This is a genomic window from Prescottella sp. R16, assembly GCF_030656875.1.
GTDB lineage: Bacteria > Actinomycetota > Actinomycetes > Mycobacteriales > Mycobacteriaceae > Prescottella.
The window spans coordinates 3,626,620-3,647,698 of the sequence record NZ_CP130943.1 but is presented as its reverse complement, the minus strand read 5'-3'; the positions used below and the strand labels follow the sequence as shown (position 1 = coordinate 3,647,698).

The 21,079-nt window shown below is 68.9% G+C and carries 17 protein-coding genes and 1 riboswitch; all 17 genes read left to right on the top strand.

What is annotated here, in order from left to right; genetic code table 11:
- Positions 1-94 precede the first annotated feature (94 nt).
- Positions 95-1,801, top strand: coding sequence for an FAD-dependent oxidoreductase (locus Q5696_RS17005; RefSeq protein ID WP_305092441.1), 1,707 nt, complete (start codon positions 95-97; stop codon positions 1,799-1,801).
- Between the two features lie 60 nt (positions 1,802-1,861).
- On the top strand, positions 1,862-2,827 hold the full coding sequence (locus Q5696_RS17000) for an NADPH:quinone oxidoreductase family protein (RefSeq protein WP_305092440.1): 966 nt from the start codon (positions 1,862-1,864) through the stop codon (positions 2,825-2,827).
- A gap of 204 nt (positions 2,828-3,031) precedes the next feature.
- On the top strand, positions 3,032-3,451 hold the full coding sequence (locus tag Q5696_RS16995; protein WP_305095346.1) for a MarR family winged helix-turn-helix transcriptional regulator: 420 nt from the start codon (positions 3,032-3,034) through the stop codon (positions 3,449-3,451).
- Positions 3,448-4,968, top strand: coding sequence for a DHA2 family efflux MFS transporter permease subunit (locus tag Q5696_RS16990; RefSeq protein ID WP_305092439.1), 1,521 nt, complete (start codon positions 3,448-3,450; stop codon positions 4,966-4,968). The genes Q5696_RS16995 and Q5696_RS16990 overlap by 4 nt, the downstream gene beginning before the upstream one ends.
- 220 nt (positions 4,969-5,188) lie before the next feature.
- Positions 5,189-5,608, top strand: coding sequence for a hypothetical protein (locus tag Q5696_RS16985; RefSeq protein WP_370654814.1), 420 nt, complete (start codon positions 5,189-5,191; stop codon positions 5,606-5,608).
- Positions 5,609-5,853: 245 nt separating this feature from the next.
- Positions 5,854-6,666 carry a MerR family transcriptional regulator gene (locus tag Q5696_RS16980; RefSeq protein ID WP_305092438.1) on the top strand — a complete coding sequence of 271 codons (813 nt, stop codon included), beginning with the start codon at positions 5,854-5,856 and terminating at the stop codon, positions 6,664-6,666.
- Positions 6,663-7,244, top strand: a complete 582-nt coding sequence (locus Q5696_RS16975; RefSeq protein WP_305092437.1) for a hypothetical protein — start codon at positions 6,663-6,665, stop codon at positions 7,242-7,244. Before Q5696_RS16980 ends, Q5696_RS16975 begins: the two co-directional genes overlap by 4 nt.
- Positions 7,245-7,295: 51 nt before the next feature.
- Positions 7,296-7,490, top strand: a riboswitch (cobalamin riboswitch).
- A 240-nt stretch (positions 7,491-7,730) separates the two neighbouring features.
- Complete coding sequence (locus Q5696_RS16970) at positions 7,731-8,930, top strand: ABC transporter substrate-binding protein (RefSeq protein WP_305092436.1); 1,200 nt, start codon at positions 7,731-7,733, stop codon at positions 8,928-8,930.
- Positions 8,927-10,054: an iron chelate uptake ABC transporter family permease subunit gene (locus Q5696_RS16965; protein WP_305092435.1), complete on the top strand. Its 1,128-nt coding sequence runs from the start codon at positions 8,927-8,929 to the stop codon at positions 10,052-10,054. The genes Q5696_RS16970 and Q5696_RS16965 overlap by 4 nt, the downstream gene beginning before the upstream one ends.
- Positions 10,051-11,841 carry an ATP-binding cassette domain-containing protein gene (locus Q5696_RS16960; RefSeq protein WP_305092434.1) on the top strand — a complete coding sequence of 597 codons (1,791 nt, stop codon included), beginning with the start codon at positions 10,051-10,053 and terminating at the stop codon, positions 11,839-11,841. The genes Q5696_RS16965 and Q5696_RS16960 overlap by 4 nt, the downstream gene beginning before the upstream one ends.
- Positions 11,838-12,395 carry a DUF7676 family protein gene (locus Q5696_RS16955; protein ID WP_305092433.1) on the top strand — a complete coding sequence of 186 codons (558 nt, stop codon included), beginning with the start codon at positions 11,838-11,840 and terminating at the stop codon, positions 12,393-12,395. The genes Q5696_RS16960 and Q5696_RS16955 overlap by 4 nt, the downstream gene beginning before the upstream one ends.
- Before the next feature lie 151 nt (positions 12,396-12,546).
- Entirely contained in the window at positions 12,547-13,380 is an 834-nt protein-coding gene (locus Q5696_RS16950; RefSeq protein WP_370654813.1) for a TIGR03084 family metal-binding protein, read from the top strand.
- Positions 13,377-15,125 (top strand): acyclic terpene utilization AtuA family protein, encoded by a 1,749-nt coding sequence (locus Q5696_RS16945; RefSeq protein ID WP_305092431.1) that lies wholly within the window; start codon positions 13,377-13,379, stop codon positions 15,123-15,125. Before Q5696_RS16950 ends, Q5696_RS16945 begins: the two co-directional genes overlap by 4 nt.
- Positions 15,122-16,270: an acyl-CoA dehydrogenase family protein gene (locus Q5696_RS16940; protein WP_305092430.1), complete on the top strand. Its 1,149-nt coding sequence runs from the start codon at positions 15,122-15,124 to the stop codon at positions 16,268-16,270. Before Q5696_RS16945 ends, Q5696_RS16940 begins: the two co-directional genes overlap by 4 nt.
- On the top strand, positions 16,267-17,865 hold the full coding sequence (locus Q5696_RS16935; protein ID WP_305092429.1) for an acyl-CoA carboxylase subunit beta: 1,599 nt from the start codon (positions 16,267-16,269) through the stop codon (positions 17,863-17,865). Before Q5696_RS16940 ends, Q5696_RS16935 begins: the two co-directional genes overlap by 4 nt.
- Positions 17,866-17,888: 23 nt before the next feature.
- Positions 17,889-19,916 (top strand): acetyl/propionyl/methylcrotonyl-CoA carboxylase subunit alpha, encoded by a 2,028-nt coding sequence (locus Q5696_RS16930; RefSeq protein ID WP_305092428.1) that lies wholly within the window; start codon positions 17,889-17,891, stop codon positions 19,914-19,916.
- A complete protein-coding gene (locus Q5696_RS16925) occupies positions 19,913-21,076 on the top strand; it encodes an acyl-CoA dehydrogenase family protein (RefSeq protein ID WP_305092427.1) in 1,164 nt (387 codons plus the stop codon). The genes Q5696_RS16930 and Q5696_RS16925 overlap by 4 nt, the downstream gene beginning before the upstream one ends.
- The last annotated feature ends 3 nt before the right edge of the window (positions 21,077-21,079 follow it).

The following is a 21,079-nucleotide window of genomic DNA, read 5'->3' as shown; positions in this document are numbered from 1 at the left end:
GGCCGGGTGCCTCGGCCGCTCTTGTCGGACCGTGTGATGCCGACTACAGTCTTGTAGCTGTAACTCTCGGTCACACGAAGGACGGGAATCGAACATGGCCTACGTCATCACCCAGGCGTGCTGCAACGACGCGAGCTGCGTGTCCGCGTGCCCGGTGAACTGCATTCACCCCACGCCCGACGAGCCCGAGTTCGCCACCACCGAGATGCTGTACATCGAGCCGCAGGCCTGCATCGACTGCGGTGCCTGTGTCGACGCGTGCCCGGTCGATGCGATCTTCCCCGAGGATCAGCTCACCGCGCCGTTGCAGCGGTACAAGGAGATCAACGCCGACTACTACACGCGGCACCCCATGCCGGAGACGTGGATTCCGCTCACCCCGGAGACGCCGCCGGTGCGGGACCTCGGGACGTTGCGGGTCGCGATCGTCGGTGCCGGTCCCGCCGCCTGCTATGCGGCCGAGGAGCTGCTCAAGCGGTCCGACGTCGAGGTCGACATGTTCGAGAAACTGCCCACCCCGTGGGGGCTCGTCCGTGCCGGCGTCGCCCCCGACCATCCGGGTACCAAGACCGTCACCGAGATGTTCGACTGGTCCCTGGGCCGTGACGCGTTCCGGTTCCACCTCAATGTCGAGATCGGCAAGCATCTCGGCCACGCCGACCTGCTCGCGCACCACCATGCCGTGATCTATGCGGTCGGTGCGTCCGCCGACCGGTCCCTCGGTATCCCCGGCGAGGATCTGCCCGGCAGTCACGCCGCCACCGAGTTCGTCGCCTGGTACAACGGCCACCCCGATTACGCCGACCGCACCTTCGACCTGTCCGGTGAGCGTGCCGTCATCGTCGGCAACGGCAACGTCGCCCTCGACGTCGCCCGCATCCTGACGATGGATCCGGACGAGCTCGCCAAGACCGATATTGCCGATCATGCGTTGAAGGCATTGCGGGACAGCAATATCCGTGAAGTCGTCCTCCTGGGTCGTCGCGGTCCCGCGCAGGCCGCCTACACCAATCCCGAATTCCTGGCGCTCGGCGACCTTCCCGGGGTGGACGTCGTCGTCGATCCCGCGGCCATGCAGCTCGACGCCCGCTCGCAGGCCCTCCTCGACAGCGACGACGTCGAACCGGCGATTGCCATGAAGGTGCGTCTCGCTCGGGAGTTCTCGCAGCGCACGCCCACTCCCGGCAACAAGCGGATCGTGTTCCGCTACCTGGTGTCGCCGACGGAGATCGACGGCACCGACCGGGACCCGAAGCGGGTTCAGGGACTGACCGTCGTCGCCAACGAACTCGTGGACGGCGCCGACGGCGGACTCGCCGCGCGTCCCACCGACCGCACCGAACGCATCGACACGTCGCTGGTGTTGCGTTCGATCGGCTATCGAGGTCGCCCCGTCCCGGGGGTTCCGTTCGACGAGCGTCGCGGCATCGTCCCCAACGAGCGGGGGCGCGTCGTCCTCGCGGGCGGGGACGCCCTGCCCGGCGTCTATGTCACCGGCTGGATCAAACGCGGCCCCAGCGGTGTCATCGGCACCAACAAGACGTGTGCCAAGGAAACCGTCGCCCGTCTCTTCGAGGACTTCGAGGCCCGTCGCCTGCCCGCACCCTCCGCGGGAGGCAAGGAGCTGGGCAAGCTGCTGGCGCAACGGCAGCCGCAGCAGATCACCCGACGCGACTGGCAGGCCATCGATGCCGTCGAACGCGGCCGCGGTGCGGTCGAGGGCCGTCCGCGGGTGAAGATGACCGACACGGCCGAGATGATCGACGTCGGACGCAGGCGCCGCGGGCTGTTCGCCAGGTAGCGTCCCCGGCACGGGTGGACCGCAGTCGGGCGGAGCCCGGACGACGTGGAGGTGGGGTACGTGCGCGCAGTGGTGGTCACCGAGTTGGCGGGGCCGTCGGCCATGACCGTCCGGGACGTGCCGGAACCGGAGGCGTCGGGCCTGGTCCTCGTCGACGTGAAGGCGTCCGGGGTGTGTTTCCCGGACCTGCTCATCAGCTACGGCAAGTATCAGCTGCGGCCGGAGCCGCCGTTCGTGCCGGGCACCGAGGTGGCGGGGGTCGTGCTCGACGCCCCCGCGGACAGTGGTTTCACGGCCGGGCAGCGGGTGCTCGCCGTGTCGAGCCTCGGCGGCTACGCCGAACGGGTCGCCGTGCACCCGCGTCTGGTGCTGCCCATGCCGGACGAGCTCACGTTCGCCGAGGGGGCGTCGCTGATCATCAACTATCAGACGATGGAGTTCGCGTTCGGTCGCCGTGCCCGGCTGCAGCCGGGGGAGACCGTCGTGGTCCTCGGCGCGGCCGGTGGTATCGGGACGTCTGCGATCCAGCTCGCGAAGGCGCACGGTGCCCGGGTGATCGCGGTGGTGCGCCGGCAGGGTGCCGACGACTTCCTGCGGCAGGTCGGTGCCGACGAGGTGCTCCGTCTGGCCGACGGGTGGGCGGGGCGGGTCCACGAACTGACCGGTGGTCGCGGCGCGGACGTCGTCGTCGACCCGGTCGGTGGGGACGCGTTCGACGACGCCGTCCGGGCGCTCGCCCCGGAGGGCCGGCTGGTGGTGATCGGATTCGCGGGCGGCGGCATCCCGTCGGTGAAGCTCAACCGGGTCCTGTTCCGCAACATCAGCATCGTCGGCGCTGCGTGGGGCGAGTTCCTGCGGCACGATCCGGGTGCGCTGGGGCAGACGCATGCCGCGCTCGTCGAACATGTGCGCGGGGGGCTGCGTCCGCTCGTCGAGGCCCGGTATCCGTTGGCCGAGGCCGCGCAGGCTCTCGCGGACCTCGAGGCCGGTCGGGTGATCGGGAAGGCCGTCCTCACCCAGGAGTGAGTGTGTTCCTCATCACTTGGTGCAGGTCACTGCGGAAAACCTGTTGCCGCAGGTCGTGGGCGCGTGGTGTCGTGAACGGGTCGCTGTGGGGAGCGGCCCGGGGGTTTATTGCGTTGTCGCAATAGTTGCGACAGCGTTAGCATCTCGTGCGTGGCAGCAGAGGTGACTCCGGACGACGTCTACACGGTTCTCGAGGAGTTCATCATGCGTCTCCTGGGCATGGGGGAGTCCGAATCGATGGACACCCTCGTCGCGATGGACCTGACGTTCTCGCAGGTTCGTGCCCTGTTCGTGCTGGCGCAGCACGGCGAGCCGATCGCGATCAACGAGGTCGCCGATTGTCTGCGGATCTCGGTGGCCGCCGCGGGTCGCAACGTCGACCAGCTGGTGTCCCAGGAGCTGGTGCTGCGCCGCGAGGACCCCGACGATCGCCGGATCAAACGGGTCTCGCTGACGGAATCGGGGCGTGCCCTGGTCTCCCGTCATCTCGAGGACAAGCGTGACGAGCTCCGCGCGTTTGCGGGCCGGCTCGACCAGCCGGATCGTGTGCGACTGCTCGAGGCACTTCAACCGATACTCGCGGGCAACGCCCTGCGGGCCCGAAGTCAGGAATTCTGCGGATGACGACCAATTCGACCGCCGGACCGCCCGCGTCCGACAAAATCGACGGGGCGGTCCTCAAGATCGCTTCCGTGGTGGTGCTCGGCGCCATCATGTCCATTCTCGACGTCACCGTGGTCAGCGTTGCGGTGCCCACGTTCATCGAGACCTTCGAAACCAGCTATGCGGTCGTCGCCTGGACGATGACCGCGTACACGCTGGCCCTGGCCACCGTCATCCCGGTCACGGGCTGGGCGGCCGACCGGTTCGGCACCAAACGTCTCTACATCGGTGCACTGATCCTGTTCGTCGCCGGTTCGGTGGCGTGTGCGTTCGCGTGGGACATCACGTCGCTCATCGCGTTCCGAGTGTTGCAGGGCCTCGGTGGCGGCATGCTCATGCCGCTCGGTATGACGATCATGACCCGTGCCGCGGGCCCCGAGCGGGTCGGCCGCGTCATGGCCGTCCTCGGTATCCCGATGCTGCTCGGCCCGATTTGTGGCCCGATCCTCGGCGGCTGGCTCATCGACTTCGCGAGCTGGCACTGGATCTTCCTCATCAACCTGCCCGTCGGCATCATCGCCCTGGTGGCGGCGTTCAAGTTGCTGCCCAAGGACGAGGCGAGCCCGTCGCAGGCGTTCGACGTCGTCGGCATGGTGCTGCTGTCGCCGGGTCTGGCGCTGTTCCTGTTCGGTGTGTCGTCGATTCCCGAGACCGGCACCGTCGCGTCGGCGCGGGTTCTGGTGTCCGCAGGCGTCGGCCTGGTGCTGATCGTGGGCTTCGTGTTCCACGCCCTGCGCAAGGATCATCCGCTGATCGACCTGCACCTGTTCAAGAACCGGCAGCTGACCGTCGCCGTGCTCACGACGTCGACGTTCATCGTCGCGTTCATGGGTGCCGGACTGTTGTTCCCGAGCTACTTCATCCAGGTCCGTGGTGAGTCGACGCTCGCCGCCGGTCTGCTGCTCGCGCCGCAGGGTATCGGTGCGATGGTCACCATGCCGATCGCCGGCCGGCTCGTCGACAAGATCGGCCCCGGCAAGATCGTGCTCACGGGTCTGCCGCTGATCGCGCTCGGCATGTTCGCATTCACCCAGCTGTCCGCGGACTCGCCGTACTGGCTGCTGCTCGGCGCCCTGTTCGTACAGGGCCTCGGCATGGGCTGCACCATGATGCCGCTGATGACGGCCGCGATGGTCACCCTCAAGAACGAGATGATCGCCCGCGGCTCGACCCTGATGAACATCGTCCAGCAGACCGCCGGTTCCATCGGCACCGCCACCATGTCGGTGATCCTGACGAACCAGCTCCTCGACCGCAATCTCACCAACGAGAAGGTGGCGATGCAGCACATCGACGCCGTCGTCGCGCAGGAACCGCCCGGCATGCCCGAGCAGATCCTCAGCGCCGCGGCCGACGCGTTCGGTAACACCTTCACCATCGCGTTCATCCTGCTGCTCTGCACGCTGATCCCGGCGTTCTTCCTGCCGCGCAAGCTCACCATCCCGGCCACCAAGGACGTTCCGGTCGCCATGCACTGACCGGTTCGACGCCCTGCCCGTGCCCCCCGAGTGATCCGATCGCTCGGGGGCACGGGTGTGTCGGGGGAGCGGGAAGCAGGTCCGGACATCGAGGGCGAGGGTGCCCTGATTCGTGAGGGTGCGATCCTCGGAGACAGGTGGCAGGGTTCTCGTGGAGTCGGGTGGCGCCAACAGCAGTTGGAGTGACCGAACCCGGCCCCGACGGTTCGTGGAGGTCGCCGTGATCGATGCCGTTCGCCGATCGGTCGCCTGCGCCGCGATCGTGGCCGGTGCGGTTCTGACGACGACGACCGTCGCCTCCGCCGCAGTCACCGTTCCGTTCCAGATCGACCCGGCGCCGTTCGGAAACCCGAACGGCAGCCTCGACGTCCCCTCGATCCGCTGCTGGGCCGTCGTCGGCGACCAGCCCGGCACGGTGACGATCACCGGCCCGAAGGACGGCATGAGGGCATGCCTGCTCCCGGGCGACATGCACTGGCTGAACCTGTCCACCGGCACCTCCGGTACTGCACGGATGTCGGCCGGAATCGACGGATATCCGGAAGCCACCCTGCCGACCGGAACCGGACAGGTCGTCATCGCCGCCACTTCCGCCACCGCCCCGTACACACCGGGCGTCGTGACCGTCCACGTGCCGTAGACGACGGCCCCGGTCAGGGGACCGTTCAGACGCCGGCGCCGGGTGTGCTGACGAATACCCGGTAGTTGATCCCGTCGACCCCGCTGGGCACCGTGGCCACGGCGACCACCGTCCCGGAACCGGTCTCGGCCGGTGGAAGGATGCTGTCGGCTTACGTCCGCGACGTCGACGTCATCGCAACCACTCTCGTATCGTTCACCGACCGGACCGGTGCCTCTCGGGATTCTTGACCTTGACGCAGCGTCATGGTCGACACTCGGATCATGCGGATAGGTCGGATGGCAGAGGCAGCGGGGACGACGCCGAGAGCGGTGCGGCACTATCACCGCCTGGGTCTGCTCGCGGAGCCGGAGCGGTTGCCCAACGGGTACCGCGAGTACACGGTCGACGACGTCGTCCGGCTGATGCGGATCCGGTGGCTCGCCGACAGCGGTGTTCCGCTCGGTTCGATCGCTGCCGTCCTGAACGGTGATCCGGCCGAGGCGGACGCTCGGGACGTGGTGGCCGACCTGCGGGCACTGATCGACGGGATCCGCCGCGAGCAGGCGACGCTCGCGCGGCGCAGCGCGCTGCTCACCGCGATGCTGTCGGACGCCGAGGCCGGGCATCCGATCTCGGCGCTGCCCACCGTGCTCGCCGCCGCGTTCCGGGATGCGATCGACGGGGCCGAGACACGTTCGGTGAGAGCGGAACTGGAACGTGAGCGTGACCTGCTCGAGATGCTTGCCGTCACCGGTGCCGCACCGCCGTCGTTGCTCGACGGTTTCACCGCGGTCGTGGCCGATCCCGGGCAACGATCCGAGTATCTCGAGCTTCTCGTCGCCTGGTCGGCACTCGAAGGTCGACGCCCGGAATCCGTCGAGAACGAGATCGACGCTCTGGTCGACCGGCTGGTCGACAGCTTCGACCGCAACCGGATCGCGCTGTCGGGGCCGGATCCGGGCGACGAGTCGGGGGACTGGCCGCTCACGCTCGAGGATGTCGTCCCCGACCCTGCGCAACGTGAAGTGGTGCTCCGGGCCTCACGAGTCGTGCTGTCCCGCATGGAGGAAACGTGAGAACGTCACGAGCCCTGTGGATGTGGGTACGTGGTCGGAAGTCGATTCCGGGCGGTGATGTCGACGTCTTCACCGCGGAACGCGGGACACTTGCCGTTCCGGTCGCCTTCGCGATCGCGACGGGTATCGAGACCGTCGTCCTGCACCTCGTCGTGCCGTGGCTGTGGTTGCAGATCGTGCTCGCTGTCGGCTCCGTGTGGTCGCTGCTGACGCTGTTCGGTTTCCTGGCGGTGCATCGCACTCACCCGCACTACACGGCGGGTCGTCGTCTCGTGCTGCGGCACTTCGGATCGGTCGTCGCCTCGATCGACCTGGACGATATCGAATCGTCCTCCTGTAGTTCACGATTCACGGAAACAGCGCCGACCGTCGTGGATCGGCGTCTGTTCCTCCCCAACTCCGACGGCACCACAGTGGACGTGGTGCTGAAGACGCCCGTGCCGGTGCGCCTGCCGGCGCTGCTGCCGAGTCGACGGAAGGCTGTGTCGGTGACCGGTGTCAGCGTGTTCGTCGACGATCCGGTGCGACTGGTCGGGCGGCTGCGCGGCGCGGGGGAGGCGTCGGCCGTCGCCCGGTGACCTCCGGTTCTCGGGCGTCGCGGGACCGATGGCAATCGGGTGGCGGGGCCGTTTTCGGTTGTCGGAGACGGCATGTAAGAATGCACCGGTCAGGTGATGACGAAAGAGGAAGCCGGTGCGATGCCGGCGCGGTCCCGCCACTGTATTCGGGGAGCGACCTTCCACACTGCCACGGCCCACACGCCGGAAGGCCGGGGGGAAGCGATGATCCGAGAGCCAGGAGACTCCCGTCGTCGCGATCTCCTATTCGGGGCGGATTTCCCCGAGAGAGGTGGCAGGTCCACCATGCTGCGCTCCACATCGTCTCCACAGTTCGCCGGACAGCGACTCCGTGAGTTCCTCCGGGACAACTCTCTCCACATCCACGCCTGACGCCTCACCGCTCGTTCGGCGTGTCGACGCCGTCGTATCAGGCTGGCCTCGATCGGTGTCTTTTCGGATCCGATTCGAGCCGAAAGCCATTCGCCCGCTCACTGTGGAGAACCCATGCTCAAACGGTCCACGACCGCTGCCCTGACCGCCTTCGTGGCGGTCGGACTGACCGCCACCGCCTGCTCGTCGAGCCCTACCGACGTCGACTCCGCGCTCGACGCGCGGGGGTGCATCACCGACTTCGATGCGAGCATCGACTACTTCCCGGACAAGTCGATCCTGTTCGACGCGAAGAACTTCACCGTCGACTACCACGACAGCTATCAGGTGCTGACCATCGAGCAGCCGTTCCCGGGCGCCTCCCCGGAGTCGTATGTACTGGTCAAGTGCGGTGCGCCGGACCCGGAACTGTCCGGTGACCTGGCCTCGGCACCGAAGATCACGACACCGATCCGGAGCCTGTACTCGGCGTCGACGACGCACCTGCCGCTGATCACCGAACTCGGTCGGCTCGACGTCCTGACCGGTGTCGCGAACGCGGCCAACGTCAACGGCGACGACATCCGGGCCCGCATCGCGGACGGCAAGATCACCGAGTACGCGTCCGGTAAGGCCGTGAACGTCGAGAAGGTCGTCGCGGAGAATCCCGACGTCCTGATGACACAGGGCACCGACGACCCGTCCTATGCGAAGCTGCGCGCCGCGGGCATCCCGGTGGTCGCGAACGCCGAATACCTCGAGAGCACTGCCCTCGGCCGCGCCGAGTGGGTCAAGATGATGGCCGCGCTGACGGGCACCGAGGCGCAGGCGGCCACGCTGTACGACCGGATCCGCAGCGACTACGCGAAGGTGGCCGAGGTCGCCGCCGGGGCCGAGAAGAGGCCCGTCCTGAACGGCACCATGTACCAGGGCACGTGGTACATGCCGGCCGGTGGCAGCTACATCGGCCGGCTGATGCACGACGCCGGCGCCACCTACCCGTGGGCGGGCGACCCCGCGACCGGCAGCCTCCAGCTGAACTTCGAGACCGTCTACACCGAGAACGGCACCGCGCCGCTGTGGATCGTCATGAGCGACTGGGCCACCACCGGCGACGCGGTCGCCGAGGACCAGCGCTACGGACAGCTGACCGCCGTCCAGGACGGCCGGGTGTGGTCCGGCACCGAGGACATGGGTCCGACCGGCGGCAACAACTTCTACCAGCTGGGTGTGCTGCGCCCCGACCTGATCCTCGGTGACCTGGTCGCGATCGTGCATCCGGAGCTCGCACCGAACCACGAGTTCGCGTTCTACCGAGAGGTTCCGCGAGCATGACGGTCGTCCTGACCCGCCCGCCGGCCCCCGACACCGGGATCGCGGATGGGCGGGACGCCACGCCGGCTCCCCGAGCATTCTCCCGCCGGGCGGTCCTCGTCACGGTCGGCCTCACGGCCGCGACCGTGACGCTGTTCCTGCTCGCCCTGGTCCTCGGCCCGGTCCGCGTCCCGCTCGCCGACACGATCCGCGTCGTCCTCGGCGCCGCACCGTCCGATCCGCGCTGGCAGGTCGTCGTGCACGAACTGCGCCTGCCCCGCGCGATCACCGCGGTCCTGGTCGGCGCAGCATTGGGTGTTGCGGGCCTGCAGATGCAGACGCTGTTCCGCAATGCACTCGCGGATCCCTATGTCCTGGGCGCGAGTTCGGGTGCGAGCCTGGGTGTCGCTCTGGTCGTGATCACCGCCGGGACCGCGGGATCGGCTTCGTTCACCGCCGGGCTCGCCGGCATGGGCCGCGCCGGTGTCGTGCTCGCGGCCGCGAGCGGCGCGGCGATCGTCCTGCTGCTGGTGTTGGCGTTGTCGCGCTGGGTGCGGTCGTCGGTGACGCTGCTGCTGGTCGGGGTCATGGTCGGCTCCGCGACCACCGCGATCGTGAGCGTGCTGCTGGTGTACGCGGATCCGGTTCGCGCCCAACTGTTCCTGCTGTGGGGTCTCGGCAGTTTCGCGTCGACGACCTGGGCCGATCTGGCGCTCATGGCGCCGATCGTGCTGGCCGCGGTCGTGGTCGCGCTGGCCACCGTGCGCCCCTTGAACGCACTGCTGCTCGGCGAGGGATACGCCCGAACGATGGGCATCGACGTCCGCCGGACCCGCTTGCTCACCCTGCTCGCGGCGTCGCTGCTCGCCGGTGCGACGACGGCGTTCTGCGGACCGATCGGCTTCCTCGGTCTGGCCGTCCCACACCTGGCCCGGCTGGCCGTCGGCACATCCGATCACCGCGCTCTCGTGCCGACGGTGATGCTGATGGGGTCCGCTGTGGCCCTCGCATGCGGCATCGTGAGTCAGGTACCGAACAGTGACCGGGTCCTGCCCCTCAACGCGGTGACCGCCATGATCGGAGCGCCGATCGTGATCACCGTGCTGATCCGGGCCCGCCGTGGAGTCGATGGAGCCGCCCTGTGAGTACCGATGCAGTGAACCCGGGACACTCGGATGTCGCGCTCCGCCTCGACGGAGTCACCACCGGGTACCCGGTGCGTCGCGCGCTGCGTCCGGCCGTCGCCCGGCCCGTGGCCACCCGGTTGTCGGCGACCGCCCGACGTGGCGAGTTGACGGTGCTCCTCGGTCCCAACGGCAGCGGCAAGTCGACGCTGCTACGGACGATCTGCGGTCTGCAGCCGGCACTCGACGGCACGACCACGCTGGACGGCAGGGACATTCGCGACATGGCGGCCGACGAGGTGGCTCGCGCGATCGCGGTGGTGCTCACCGAACGCGTCGATCCGGGAATGTTGTCCGGGCGCGAACTCGCCGGGCTCGGCCGTACTCCGCATCTGGGCCTCGGTGGCCGTATGGGTCCGCGCGATCACGCCGTCGTCACGTGGGCTCTCGACGCGGTCGGCGCCACCCATCTCGCGGACCGGCCGGTATCCGAGATGTCCGACGGCGAACGCCAGCGCGTCCTCACCGCCCGCGCTCTCGCGCAGGAACCGACACTGCTGGTCCTGGACGAACCGACGGCGTTCCTCGACGTGCCGTCGCGGGTCGCGTTGGTCGAGTTGCTGCGGCGCGCGGCCCGCGAGCACGACCTGGCTGTCGTGATGTCGACGCACGACCTCGAACTGGCGTTGCGCGTCGCCGACCACGTGTGGCTGCTCGACCGCACCGGCCGTCTCGATACCGGAACCCCCGAACAGCTCGCGCTCGACGGACGAATCGGTGCCGTATTCGATTCGCAGGCATTGCGATTCGATGCCGCAACGGGCGTCTTCGTGCTGGACGCGGCGGTCGGCGACAAACGACAGGTGCGAGTCTTCGGATCCGATCCGGCGGTGTCTGCGGCGTGCCGGCTGCTCGGACGCGAGGGCTTCGGTGTTGCAGAGGCCGGCGGGGCGGACGCGGAACTGTCGGTGGACGTCACGAACACCGGTGTCGCGCTTCGGCATGCGGGACGCACACTGCGGCTCCCCGGCGTCGACGGTGTCCCCGAGGTGCTTCGCGGGCTGCCCGGCTCGACGTTGCGTGTCACGCGGCCGGACGACGTCGCGGCGACACTGGCCGAAATTGCTGCGGTCAGTCCGTATCTCGCGACGACGTCCGGCACTCCCGGACCCGGTCGGTGGCGGCCCGCACGTGATCTGTACGACGACCCCGGTGCCCTCGCGGAGACCGTCGACGCCGTCCGTCGGCGGATCGGCCCCACCGAGTGGCGGGTGGCCGCCTCCACGCTGTTCTTCGGCTACGCCGCGCGGCTGTGGAAGTCGGCGCTGGGCGGGGTGGTGTTGACCGGACGGCTCCCCGATCTCGATCCCGACGATCTCGAGTGGATGTGCGACGACGGCACGATCGGCCTCAACCTCCGAGATCCCCGCGGTTGGTCCTGCGCCGACCACGCGGAGCTGGTCGACCTGGCCCGGGTCATGGTGATGGACCGTCACCTCGCACCGATGATCGACGCCGTCCGCGACGTCGAGCCGATGTCGGCCCGACTGTTGTGGGGCAATGCCGCAGCGGCCCTTCTGGGCGCGGCACGGGTGATCGGCGACGGCTCCGATCCCGAGACTGCGCTGCGTGCACAGGGTTTCGCCGAGACGATCCTGCGTGATCCGCGTCTCGTGGACACCGTCGTCCAGGAGGGCGACGGCTACCGCCGGCGGAGCTGCTGTCTGTTCTATCGCACCCCCGGGTCGGGCTACTGCGGTGACTGCGCGCTCACCCGTCCGACCGGTAACGAGGAGGAAACCGCATGACCGTCACCGGACCCGTCGACGTGACCACCGAGAGTGGCGGCCGCGAACAGCGTTGGCCGTTCCCGGTCGACGAGGACTCGCTGCTGAAGCTCGTCCACATCCTTTTCGAGGAGCATTGGGACGACATCTGGTTCGGCAACTTCGCCGAGGGCGCCGCATGGGAGGTGGCCGCGCCCAACGCGCCCGAGCGCATCACGATGTTCGACGGGTACGTCACCGTCGATTTCGGACGTTGGCACTTCCACCTGTGCATCGGCGAGCACACCGCGAGCGGACCAGAGCTGGGCCGGATCCGGCGCTGTTCGCGCGCGGAGATGTACCGGATGCTCGGCAAGGACGGCGCCCCGACCTCGTGGGGGCTGCGCCTGTTCAACGGCCGGGACGACCAGATGATGACCGCGATGCTGCCCAACCCGTTCCTCACCGACCGGCAGAAGTTGCGCGACGCGCCGGACTGGACCCGGCTCGCGCTGTGGGATCGACTCCGCGCCGAGTTCCTGGAGTTGGGACCGGACGACCTGGACCGCACCGGGAAGGGATTCCGGCACGGCTGATCCACCTGCCGGAAGATTCGAGAACGGCCCTGCGTGACGGCCCCGGGGACCGCAGTACGACTGCGGTCCCCGGGGCCGTTCTCGATCGCCTGTCACCCCGACACACCCCACAAACAATCATTCATGCTTGATTCTTATCCGTTCACCTGTGATGCTCGTCTCAGCATTCGAGGAGGGCTGTGTGGCGGACCTGAACGAGATAGTCGGCGACCTGTGCGCGGAGGGCGATGTGCTCGACGCGCTGGTCGCGGACCTGACGGACGAACAGTGGGCGGCGCCGACACCGGCGTCCGGGTGGACGATCGCCCACCAGATCGGGCACCTGCACTGGACCGATCGGGCGTCACTGCTGGCGGCGACCGACACCGACGCGTTCGCCGCGCAGGTGGCCGAGGCGTGGAAGAACCCGGCCGGCTTCGTCGACGAGGGGGCCGACGCCGAGGCGGCCCGGCCGGCCCGAGACCTGCTCGCCGACTGGCGTGCCGGACGCTCGCGGCTCGCCGACGTTCTGCGCGACGTTCCGCCGGGCACCAAAATTCCGTGGTTCGGGCCGCCGATGAGTGCAGCCTCGATGGCCACGGCCCGGCTGATGGAGACATGGGCACACGGCCGCGACGTCGCCGACGCACTCGGGGCCCGCCCCGCACCGACGGCACGCCTGAGGCACATCGCACGGCTGGGCGTCCGTACCCGCAACTTCGCGTTCGACGTCCACCAGCTGCCCCATCCCACGGAGGACGTGCGTGTCGTGCTCACCGTGCCCGACGGATCCGTGTGGACCTTCGGGCCGGACGATGCCGCCCAGTCGGTGACCGGCCCGGCCGAGGACTTCTGCCTGCTCGTCACCCAGCGCATCCACCGCAGCGACACCGCGCTCACCGCGGCCGGTGCCGACGCCGACCGCTGGCTCGACATCGCGCAGGCGTTCGCGGGCCTGCCCGGCGCCGGGCGGGCCACCACCACTACGACGGAGGCAGGCCGATGACAGATCGGACAGCCCCGGTGCGGATCGGCAACTGCTCCGGCTTCTACGGCGACCGGCTCTCGGCGATGCGGGAGATGCTCACCGGCGGCGACCTCGACTACCTCACCGGCGACTACCTCGCCGAGCTGACGATGCTCATCCTCGGCCGCGACCGGTTGAAGGACCCGTCCCGCGGTTACGCGAAAACCTTTCTGCGTCAAGCCGAGGACTGTCTCGGACTCGCCCTCGAGAAGGGGGTGAAGATCGTCGCCAACGCGGGCGGCCTCAACCCGGCCGGGCTCGCCGACGCGCTGCGCGAGGTCAGCGACAGGCTCGGCCTGCACGCGACGATTGCGCATGTCGAGGGCGACGACCTCATCACCCGCGCCGCCGAACTCGGCCTCGACCGCGATATCACACCGCTCACCGCGAACGCCTACCTGGGCGCGTGGGGCATCGTCGACTGCCTGCACGCCGGCGCGGACGTCGTCGTCACCGGCCGCGTCACCGACGCCTCCGTCATCGTCGGTCCGGCCGCAGCCCACTTCGGCTGGGGCCGTGAAGATTTCGACCGACTGGCCGGTGCGGTCGTCGCGGGACACGTCATCGAATGCGGCACCCAGGCCACCGGCGGCAACTTCTCGTGGTTCACCGAGATCGGCGACCTCACCCGCCCCGGATTCCCGATCGCCGAGATCCACGCCGACGGGACGTCGGTGATCACCAAACACGCGGGCACCGGGGGAGCGGTCACCGTCGACACCGTCACCGCGCAGTTGCTGTACGAGATCACCGGCGGCCGCTACGCGAACCCGGACGTCACCGCGCGCATGGACACGATCGCCCTGTCCGGTGACGGCCCCGACCGGGTCCGGATCGGCGGGGTGCGCGGGGAGGCGCCGCCGCCGCAGTACAAGGTGTCGCTCAACGCGCTCGCCGGGTTCCGCAACGAGGTCACATTCGTGCTCACCGGACTCGACATCGACGCCAAGGCGGAACTCGTGCGGCGACAGCTGGATTCGTGGCTGCATGTCAAGCCTGCGGAGCTGGACTGGACACTGGCCCGCACCGACCACCCGGACGCCGCCACCGAGGAGACCGCGAGCGCACTGCTGCGGTGCACCGTCCGCGACACCGACCAGGACGTCGTGGGGCGGGCCTTCTCGTCGGTCGCCGTGGAACTCGCCCTCGCCAGCTACCCGGGTTTCACACTCACCGCGCCGCCGTCGCACGGCCAGCCGTACGCGGTGTTCACCCCCGGATACGTCGACGCCGGCGAGGTTCCGCACGTCGCGGTCCGGCCCGACGGTACCCGCGCCGACATCGCGCCGAGTACCGAGACGCGATCACTCGAGGATCTGCCGGAGCCTGCTCTGCCGGAGCCACTTCCGGAATCCGAGACGGTGAGTGCGCCGCTCGGGACGATCGCGGCGGCCCGCAGCGGTGACAAGGGCGGCAACGCCAACATCGGGGTGTGGGTGCGCACCGACGACGCCTGGCGCTGGCTGGTCCACACCCTCACCGTCGACGAACTGAAACGACTCCTGCCCGAGACGGAACACCTCACCGTCACCCGGCACGTGCTGCCCAACCTGCGCGCCGTCAACTTCGTCGTCGAAGGCATCCTCGGTCGCGGCGTCGCCTCCCAGGCCCGCTTCGATCCGCAGGCCAAGGGACTCGGCGAATGGCTGCGGTCCCGGCATCTCGAGATCCCGGTGGCACTCGTGCCCATCTACTCCGACCAACTCGAGGAGGGCCACGCATGACCGTGTGGGACACCCCGGAACGACAACAACTCCGCAAGACCGTCCGCGCGTTCGTCGAGCAGGACATCCTGCCGCACCTCGGCGACTGGGAACGCGCCGGTGAACTCCCCCGCGAACTGCACCGCAGGGCCGCGGCACTGGGTCTGCTCGGCGCCGGCTTCCCCGAGCAGGTCGGCGGCGAGGGCGGGGATCTCGTCGACGCCGTCGTCATCTGCGAGGAGATGCACCAGGCCGGCGCGTCCGGCGGCCTGTTCGCCTCCCTGTTCACGTGTGGGATCGCGCTGCCGCACCTCGTCGCGGCCGGTGACCCGGCCCAGATCGAAAAGTGGGTGCGGCCCACCCTCGCCGGTGAGAAGATCGGCTCCCTCGCCATCACCGAACCCGGCGGCGGCTCCGACGTCGGGCACCTGCGCACCACCGCCGTCCGCGACGGCGACCACTACGTCGTGAACGGATCCAAGACGTTCATCACGTCCGCGGTGCGCGCCGACTTCGTGGTCACCGCGGTCCGCACCGGCGGCAGCGGAGCGGGCGGGGTCTCGCTGCTCGTGATCGAGAAGGGCACACCCGGATTCGAGGTGGCCCGCAAACTCGACAAGATGGGCTGGCGGGCGTCGGACACCGCCGAACTGTCGTTCGTCGACGCCCGTGTCCCCGTGGGAAACCTGGTGGGCGTGGAGAATTCGGGCTTCGCGCAGATCGCGCAGGCGTTCCTCACCGAACGTATCGCGCTGGCCGCGCAGGCGTACGCGAGCGCGCAGCGCTGCCTCGACCTCACCGTGCAGTGGTGCCGTGACCGCGACACGTTCGGCCGGCCGCTCATCTCCCGGCAGGCCGTCCAGAACACCCTCGCGGAGATGGCCCGCCGCACCGACGTCGCCCGCGTCTACACCCGCAGCCTCGTCGAACGGTCGCTCACCTCCGACGAGGACTTCGTCGCCGAGGTGTGCTTCGCGAAGAACACCGCCGTCGAGGCCGGGGAATGGGTCGCGAACCAGGCCGTGCAGTTGTTCGGCGGCATGGGCTACATGAGCGAATCCGAGGTGGAAAGGCAGTACCGCGACATGCGCATCCTGGGAATCGGCGGCGGGACCACGGAGATCCTGACCGCCCTGGCCGCCAAGCGATTGGGGTACCACGCGTGACGATCCTGCGATCCACTCTCGACACCGCCTCCCCGGAGTACGTGTCGGCGGCCGAGACGATGACCACCAAGCTCGCCGAACTCGAGACCGAACATGCGAAAGCCCTGGCCGGCGGCGGAGAGAAGTACGTCGAACGGCACCACGCGCGGGGCAAGCTCCTGGCCCGCGAACGCATCGAACTGCTCCTCGACCCGGATTCGCCGTTCCTGGAACTGTCCCCGCTCGCCGCATGGGGCAGCCAGTTCCCGGTCGGGGCGTCCACGATCGTCGGCATCGGCACGGTCAGCGGCGTCGAATGCCTGATCGTCGCGAACGACCCGACGGTCCGCGGCGGCACGTCGAATCCGTGGACCCTGAAGAAGGGCTTCCGCGCCAACGACATCGCGGTTGCCAACCGGCTGCCGGTGATCTCCCTCGTCGAGTCCGGTGGCGCGGACCTGCCCACCCAGAAGGAGGTGTTCGTTCCCGGCGGACGCATGTTCCGCGACCTCACCCGGCTCTCCGCGGCCGGAATCCCCACCATCGCACTGGTGTTCGGCAACTCCACCGCCGGCGGCGCCTACATTCCAGGAATGTCCGACCACGTCGTGATGATCAAGGAACGGTCCAAGGTGTTCCTCGCCGGCCCGCCCCTGGTGAAGATGGCCACCGGCGAGGAGTCCGACGACGAATCCCTCGGCGGCGCCGAGATGCACGCCCGCACATCGGGCCTGGCCGACTACTTCGCGCAGGACGAGCCGGACGCCATCCGTATCGGCCGCAGCATCGTCGCCCGGCTGAACTGGCGCAAACAGGGGCCGGCTCCGCGCGCCGACGTGATCGAACCGCTCTACGACTCCGAGGATCTGCTCGGCATCGTGCCCGCAGACCTGAAGATCCCGTTCGATCCGCGGGAGGTGATCGCCCGCATCGTCGACGGCTCCGACTTCGACGAGTTCAAACCGCTGTACGGCAGCTCGCTCGTCACCGGATGGGCCGAACTGCACGGCTATCCGATCGGCATCCTCGCCAACGCCCGCGGCGTGCTGTTCAGCGAGGAATCGCAGAAGGCCACCCAGTTCATCCAGCTCGCCAACCGGTCGAACACGCCGTTGCTGTTCCTGCACAACACCACCGGCTACATGGTGGGCAAGGAATACGAGGAGGGCGGCATCATCAAACACGGGTCGATGATGATCAACGCCGTCTCCAACTCCACCGTCCCGCACATCTCGATCCTGCTCGGCGCCTCGTACGGCGCCGGCCACTACGGCATGTGCGGGCGCGCGTTCGATCCCCGGTTCCTGTTCGCGTGGCCCAGCTCCAGATCCGCTGTCATGGGCGGAGCCCAGCTCGCCGGTGTCGTCTCCATCGTCGGCCGCGCCGCCGCCGAGGCCCGCGGGCAGGCGTTCGACCCCGAGGCCGACGCCGGCATGCGCGCCATGATCGAGAACCAGATCGAAGCCGAGTCGCTGCCGACGTTCCTGTCCGGGATGCTCTACGACGACGGCGTCATCGACCCCCGCGACACCCGCACGGTGGTGGGAATGTGCCTGTCGGCCATTGCCACCGCCCCGATCGAGGGCACCGCCAACTTCGGTGTCTTCCGGATGTGAGGCACCGGGAAATGAGTACGAACATGATCCACTCCGTTCTGGTCGCCAACCGCGGTGAGATCGCCCGTCGCGTCTTCGCGACGTGCCGGCGCACCGGGGTCGGCACGGTCGCCGTCTTCTCCGATCCCGACGCCGGCGCCCCGCACGTCGCCGCCGCGGACGCAGCGGTCCGGCTCCCCGGGGCGACACCCGCGGACACCTACCTGCAGATCGAGCGGATCGTCGCCGCCGCGCAGGCGTCCGGTGCCGACGCGATCCATCCCGGTTACGGATTCCTCTCCGAGAACGCCGATTTCGCGCGCGCCGTGCAGGACGCCGGACTCACCTGGATCGGTCCGCCCGCCAAGGCGATCGAACTGATGGGCTCCAAGGTCGAGTCCAAACGCATCATGGCCGACGCCGGTGTCCCGGTCCTCGCCGAACTCGATCCGGACGCGGTCACCGAAGCGGACCTGCCGGTGCTGGTGAAGGCGTCCGCCGGTGGTGGCGGACGCGGTATGCGCGTCGTACGGGAACTGTCGGCGCTGGCCGGGGAGATCGAGGCCGCCCGCCGCGAAGCCCGGTCCGCGTTCGGTGATCCGACGGTGTTCTGCGAGCGCTACCTCGAGACCGGACGCCACATCGAGGTGCAGGTGATGGCCGACGGCCACGGCACCGTGTGGGCGATCGGCGAACGCGAATGCTCCATCCAGCGCCGGCACCAGAAGGTGGTCGAGGAGGCCCCGTCGCCGCTCGTCCAGCGGACTCCGGGAATGCGGGACGAGCTCTTCCGCGCCGCCGAACTCGCCGCCACGGCGATCGGGTACGAGGGTGCGGGCACGGTCGAGTTCCTGGCCAGGGCGAGCGAAGCGACGGGGGACGACGCAGGCGAGGAGGTCGAATTCTATTTCCTCGAGATGAACACCCGCCTGCAGGTGGAGCATCCGGTCACCGAGTGCACCACCGGTCTCGATCTCGTCGAGTTGCAGCTGCAGGTGGCGTCCGGTGCGCAGCTGCCACCCGAACCCCCGGAGGCCCGCGGTCATTCGATCGAGGTCCGGCTCTACGCCGAGGACCCCGCGCACAACTGGCGTCCGCAGAGCGGCACCGTCGAGCACATCGAACTCCCCGGCACCACGGCAGAATTCGAGATCCTCGACCGGACCGGAGTGCGACTCGACTCCGGTGTCGAGGACGGCTCGGTCGTCAGCGTCTTCTACGATCCGATGCTCGCGAAGGTGATCTCGTACGCGCCGACCCGCGCGCAGGCTGCGCAGGTGCTGGCGTCCGCACTGACCCGGATGCGCCTGCACGGCCTGACCACCAACCGGGACCTGCTCGTGGGTGTCCTGCGTCATCCCGCGTTCCTCGCCGGGGACACCGACACCGCGTTCTTCGACACCCACGGCCTGGGCGTACTCGCCCGGCCGCTCGCCGACACGGATGCCGAAGCGCTGTCCGCGCTCGCCGCCGCCCTCGCCGACGCCGCCGCCAACCGGGCCGCGGCACCGGTGAACCGGGGACTGCCGAGCGGGTGGCGGAATCTGCCGTCGCAGCCACAGTCCAAGCAGTACAACGGAATCCACGGTGACCACGACGTCCGCTACCTGCTCACCCGGTCCGGGATGCACGCCGACGGATACGAGAACGTCACTCTCGTCGACTCGGCACCGGACCACGTCGTCCTCGACATCGACGGCGTCCGACGCCGTTTCGACGTCGCCCGCTACGGCGAGACCGTGTGCGTCGATTCACCGCTCGGCCCCGTCACGCTCACCGCCCTTCCGCGGTTCACCGACCCGTCGACGGCCGTCGCCGAAGGGTCGCTGCTGGCGCCGATGCCCGGTGCGGTGATCCGGCTCGGTGCCGCGCCAGGGGACCGGGTCGAGGCCGGACAGCCGGTCCTGTGGCTCGAGGCCATGAAGATGGAACACGCCGTCCGGGCCCCTGTCTCGGGCGTGCTCACCGACCTGTCCGTCGAGGTCGGCCGACAGGTCGACGTCGGGGCCGTCCTGGCCGTCGTCGACCCGGATACGACCGGAACAGAAGCATCCCGAGAGGAGTCCGCATGAGCAGCTTCATCGAGACCGACGAGCAGAAGGCGCTGCGGTCCGCGGTGTCCACCCTCGCGCAACGCTACAACTACGTCGATTACGTCCTGCCCAAGGCGTGCAGAGGTGAACCGCTCACCGAATTGTGGGCCGAGGCAGGAAAGCTCGGATTCCTCGGGGTCAATCTCCCCGAGGAATACGGGGGTGGGGGAGCAGGTATCTACGAGCTCGCCCTCGTCCAGGAGGAACTCGCCGCGCAGGGTGCCGGACTGCTGCTCGTCGTCGTCTCCCCGGCGATCTGCGGCACCATCATCGGCAAGTACGGCACCGACGCCCAGAAACAGGAGTGGCTGACGGCGCTCGCCGACGGGTCGAAGATCATGGCGTTCGGGATCACCGAACCCGATGCCGGATCCAACTCGCACCGGATCACCACCACCGCGAGAAGGGACGGTGACGACTGGCTCCTGCGTGGCAACAAGGTCTACATCTCCGGTGTCGACCAGGCCGACGCGGTCCTGATCGTCGCCCGCACCGAGGACCACCGGACCGGAAAGCTGAAGCCGGCCCTGTTCATCGTGCCGACCGACACCGAGAATCTCGTCGCGACACCGATGGAGATGGACATCGTCGAACCGGACCACCAGTTCACGCTGTTCCTCGACGACGTCCGGCTGCCGGCGGACGCCCTCGTCGGATCGGAGGACGCGGCGCTGATGCAACTGTTCGCGGGCCTCAACCCCGAACGCATCCTCGGTGCCGCGATGGCGATCGGAATGGGGCGCTGGGCGCTCGACAAGGGGGTGCAGTTCGCGAAGGAACGCACCGTGTGGACGACCCCGATCGGTGCGCATCAGGGCCTGGCCCACCCGTTGGCGCAGTGCAAGATCGAACTCGAGCTCGCCAAACTGATGATGCAGAAGGCCGCGGTCCTCTACGACAGCGGCGACGACTTCGGGGCCGCCGAGGCCGCCAACATGGCCAAGTACGCGGCCGCCGAGGCCAGCATCAAGACCCTCGACCAGGCGATCCAGACCCACGGCGGTGGTGGACTCACCCGCGAATACGGCCTGGCCGCGATGCTCGGTGCGGCCCGTATCGCCCGTGTCGCACCCGTCAGCCGCGAGATGATCCTCAACTTCGTCTCCCAGCATTCGCTGGGCCTGCCCAAGTCGTACTAGGAG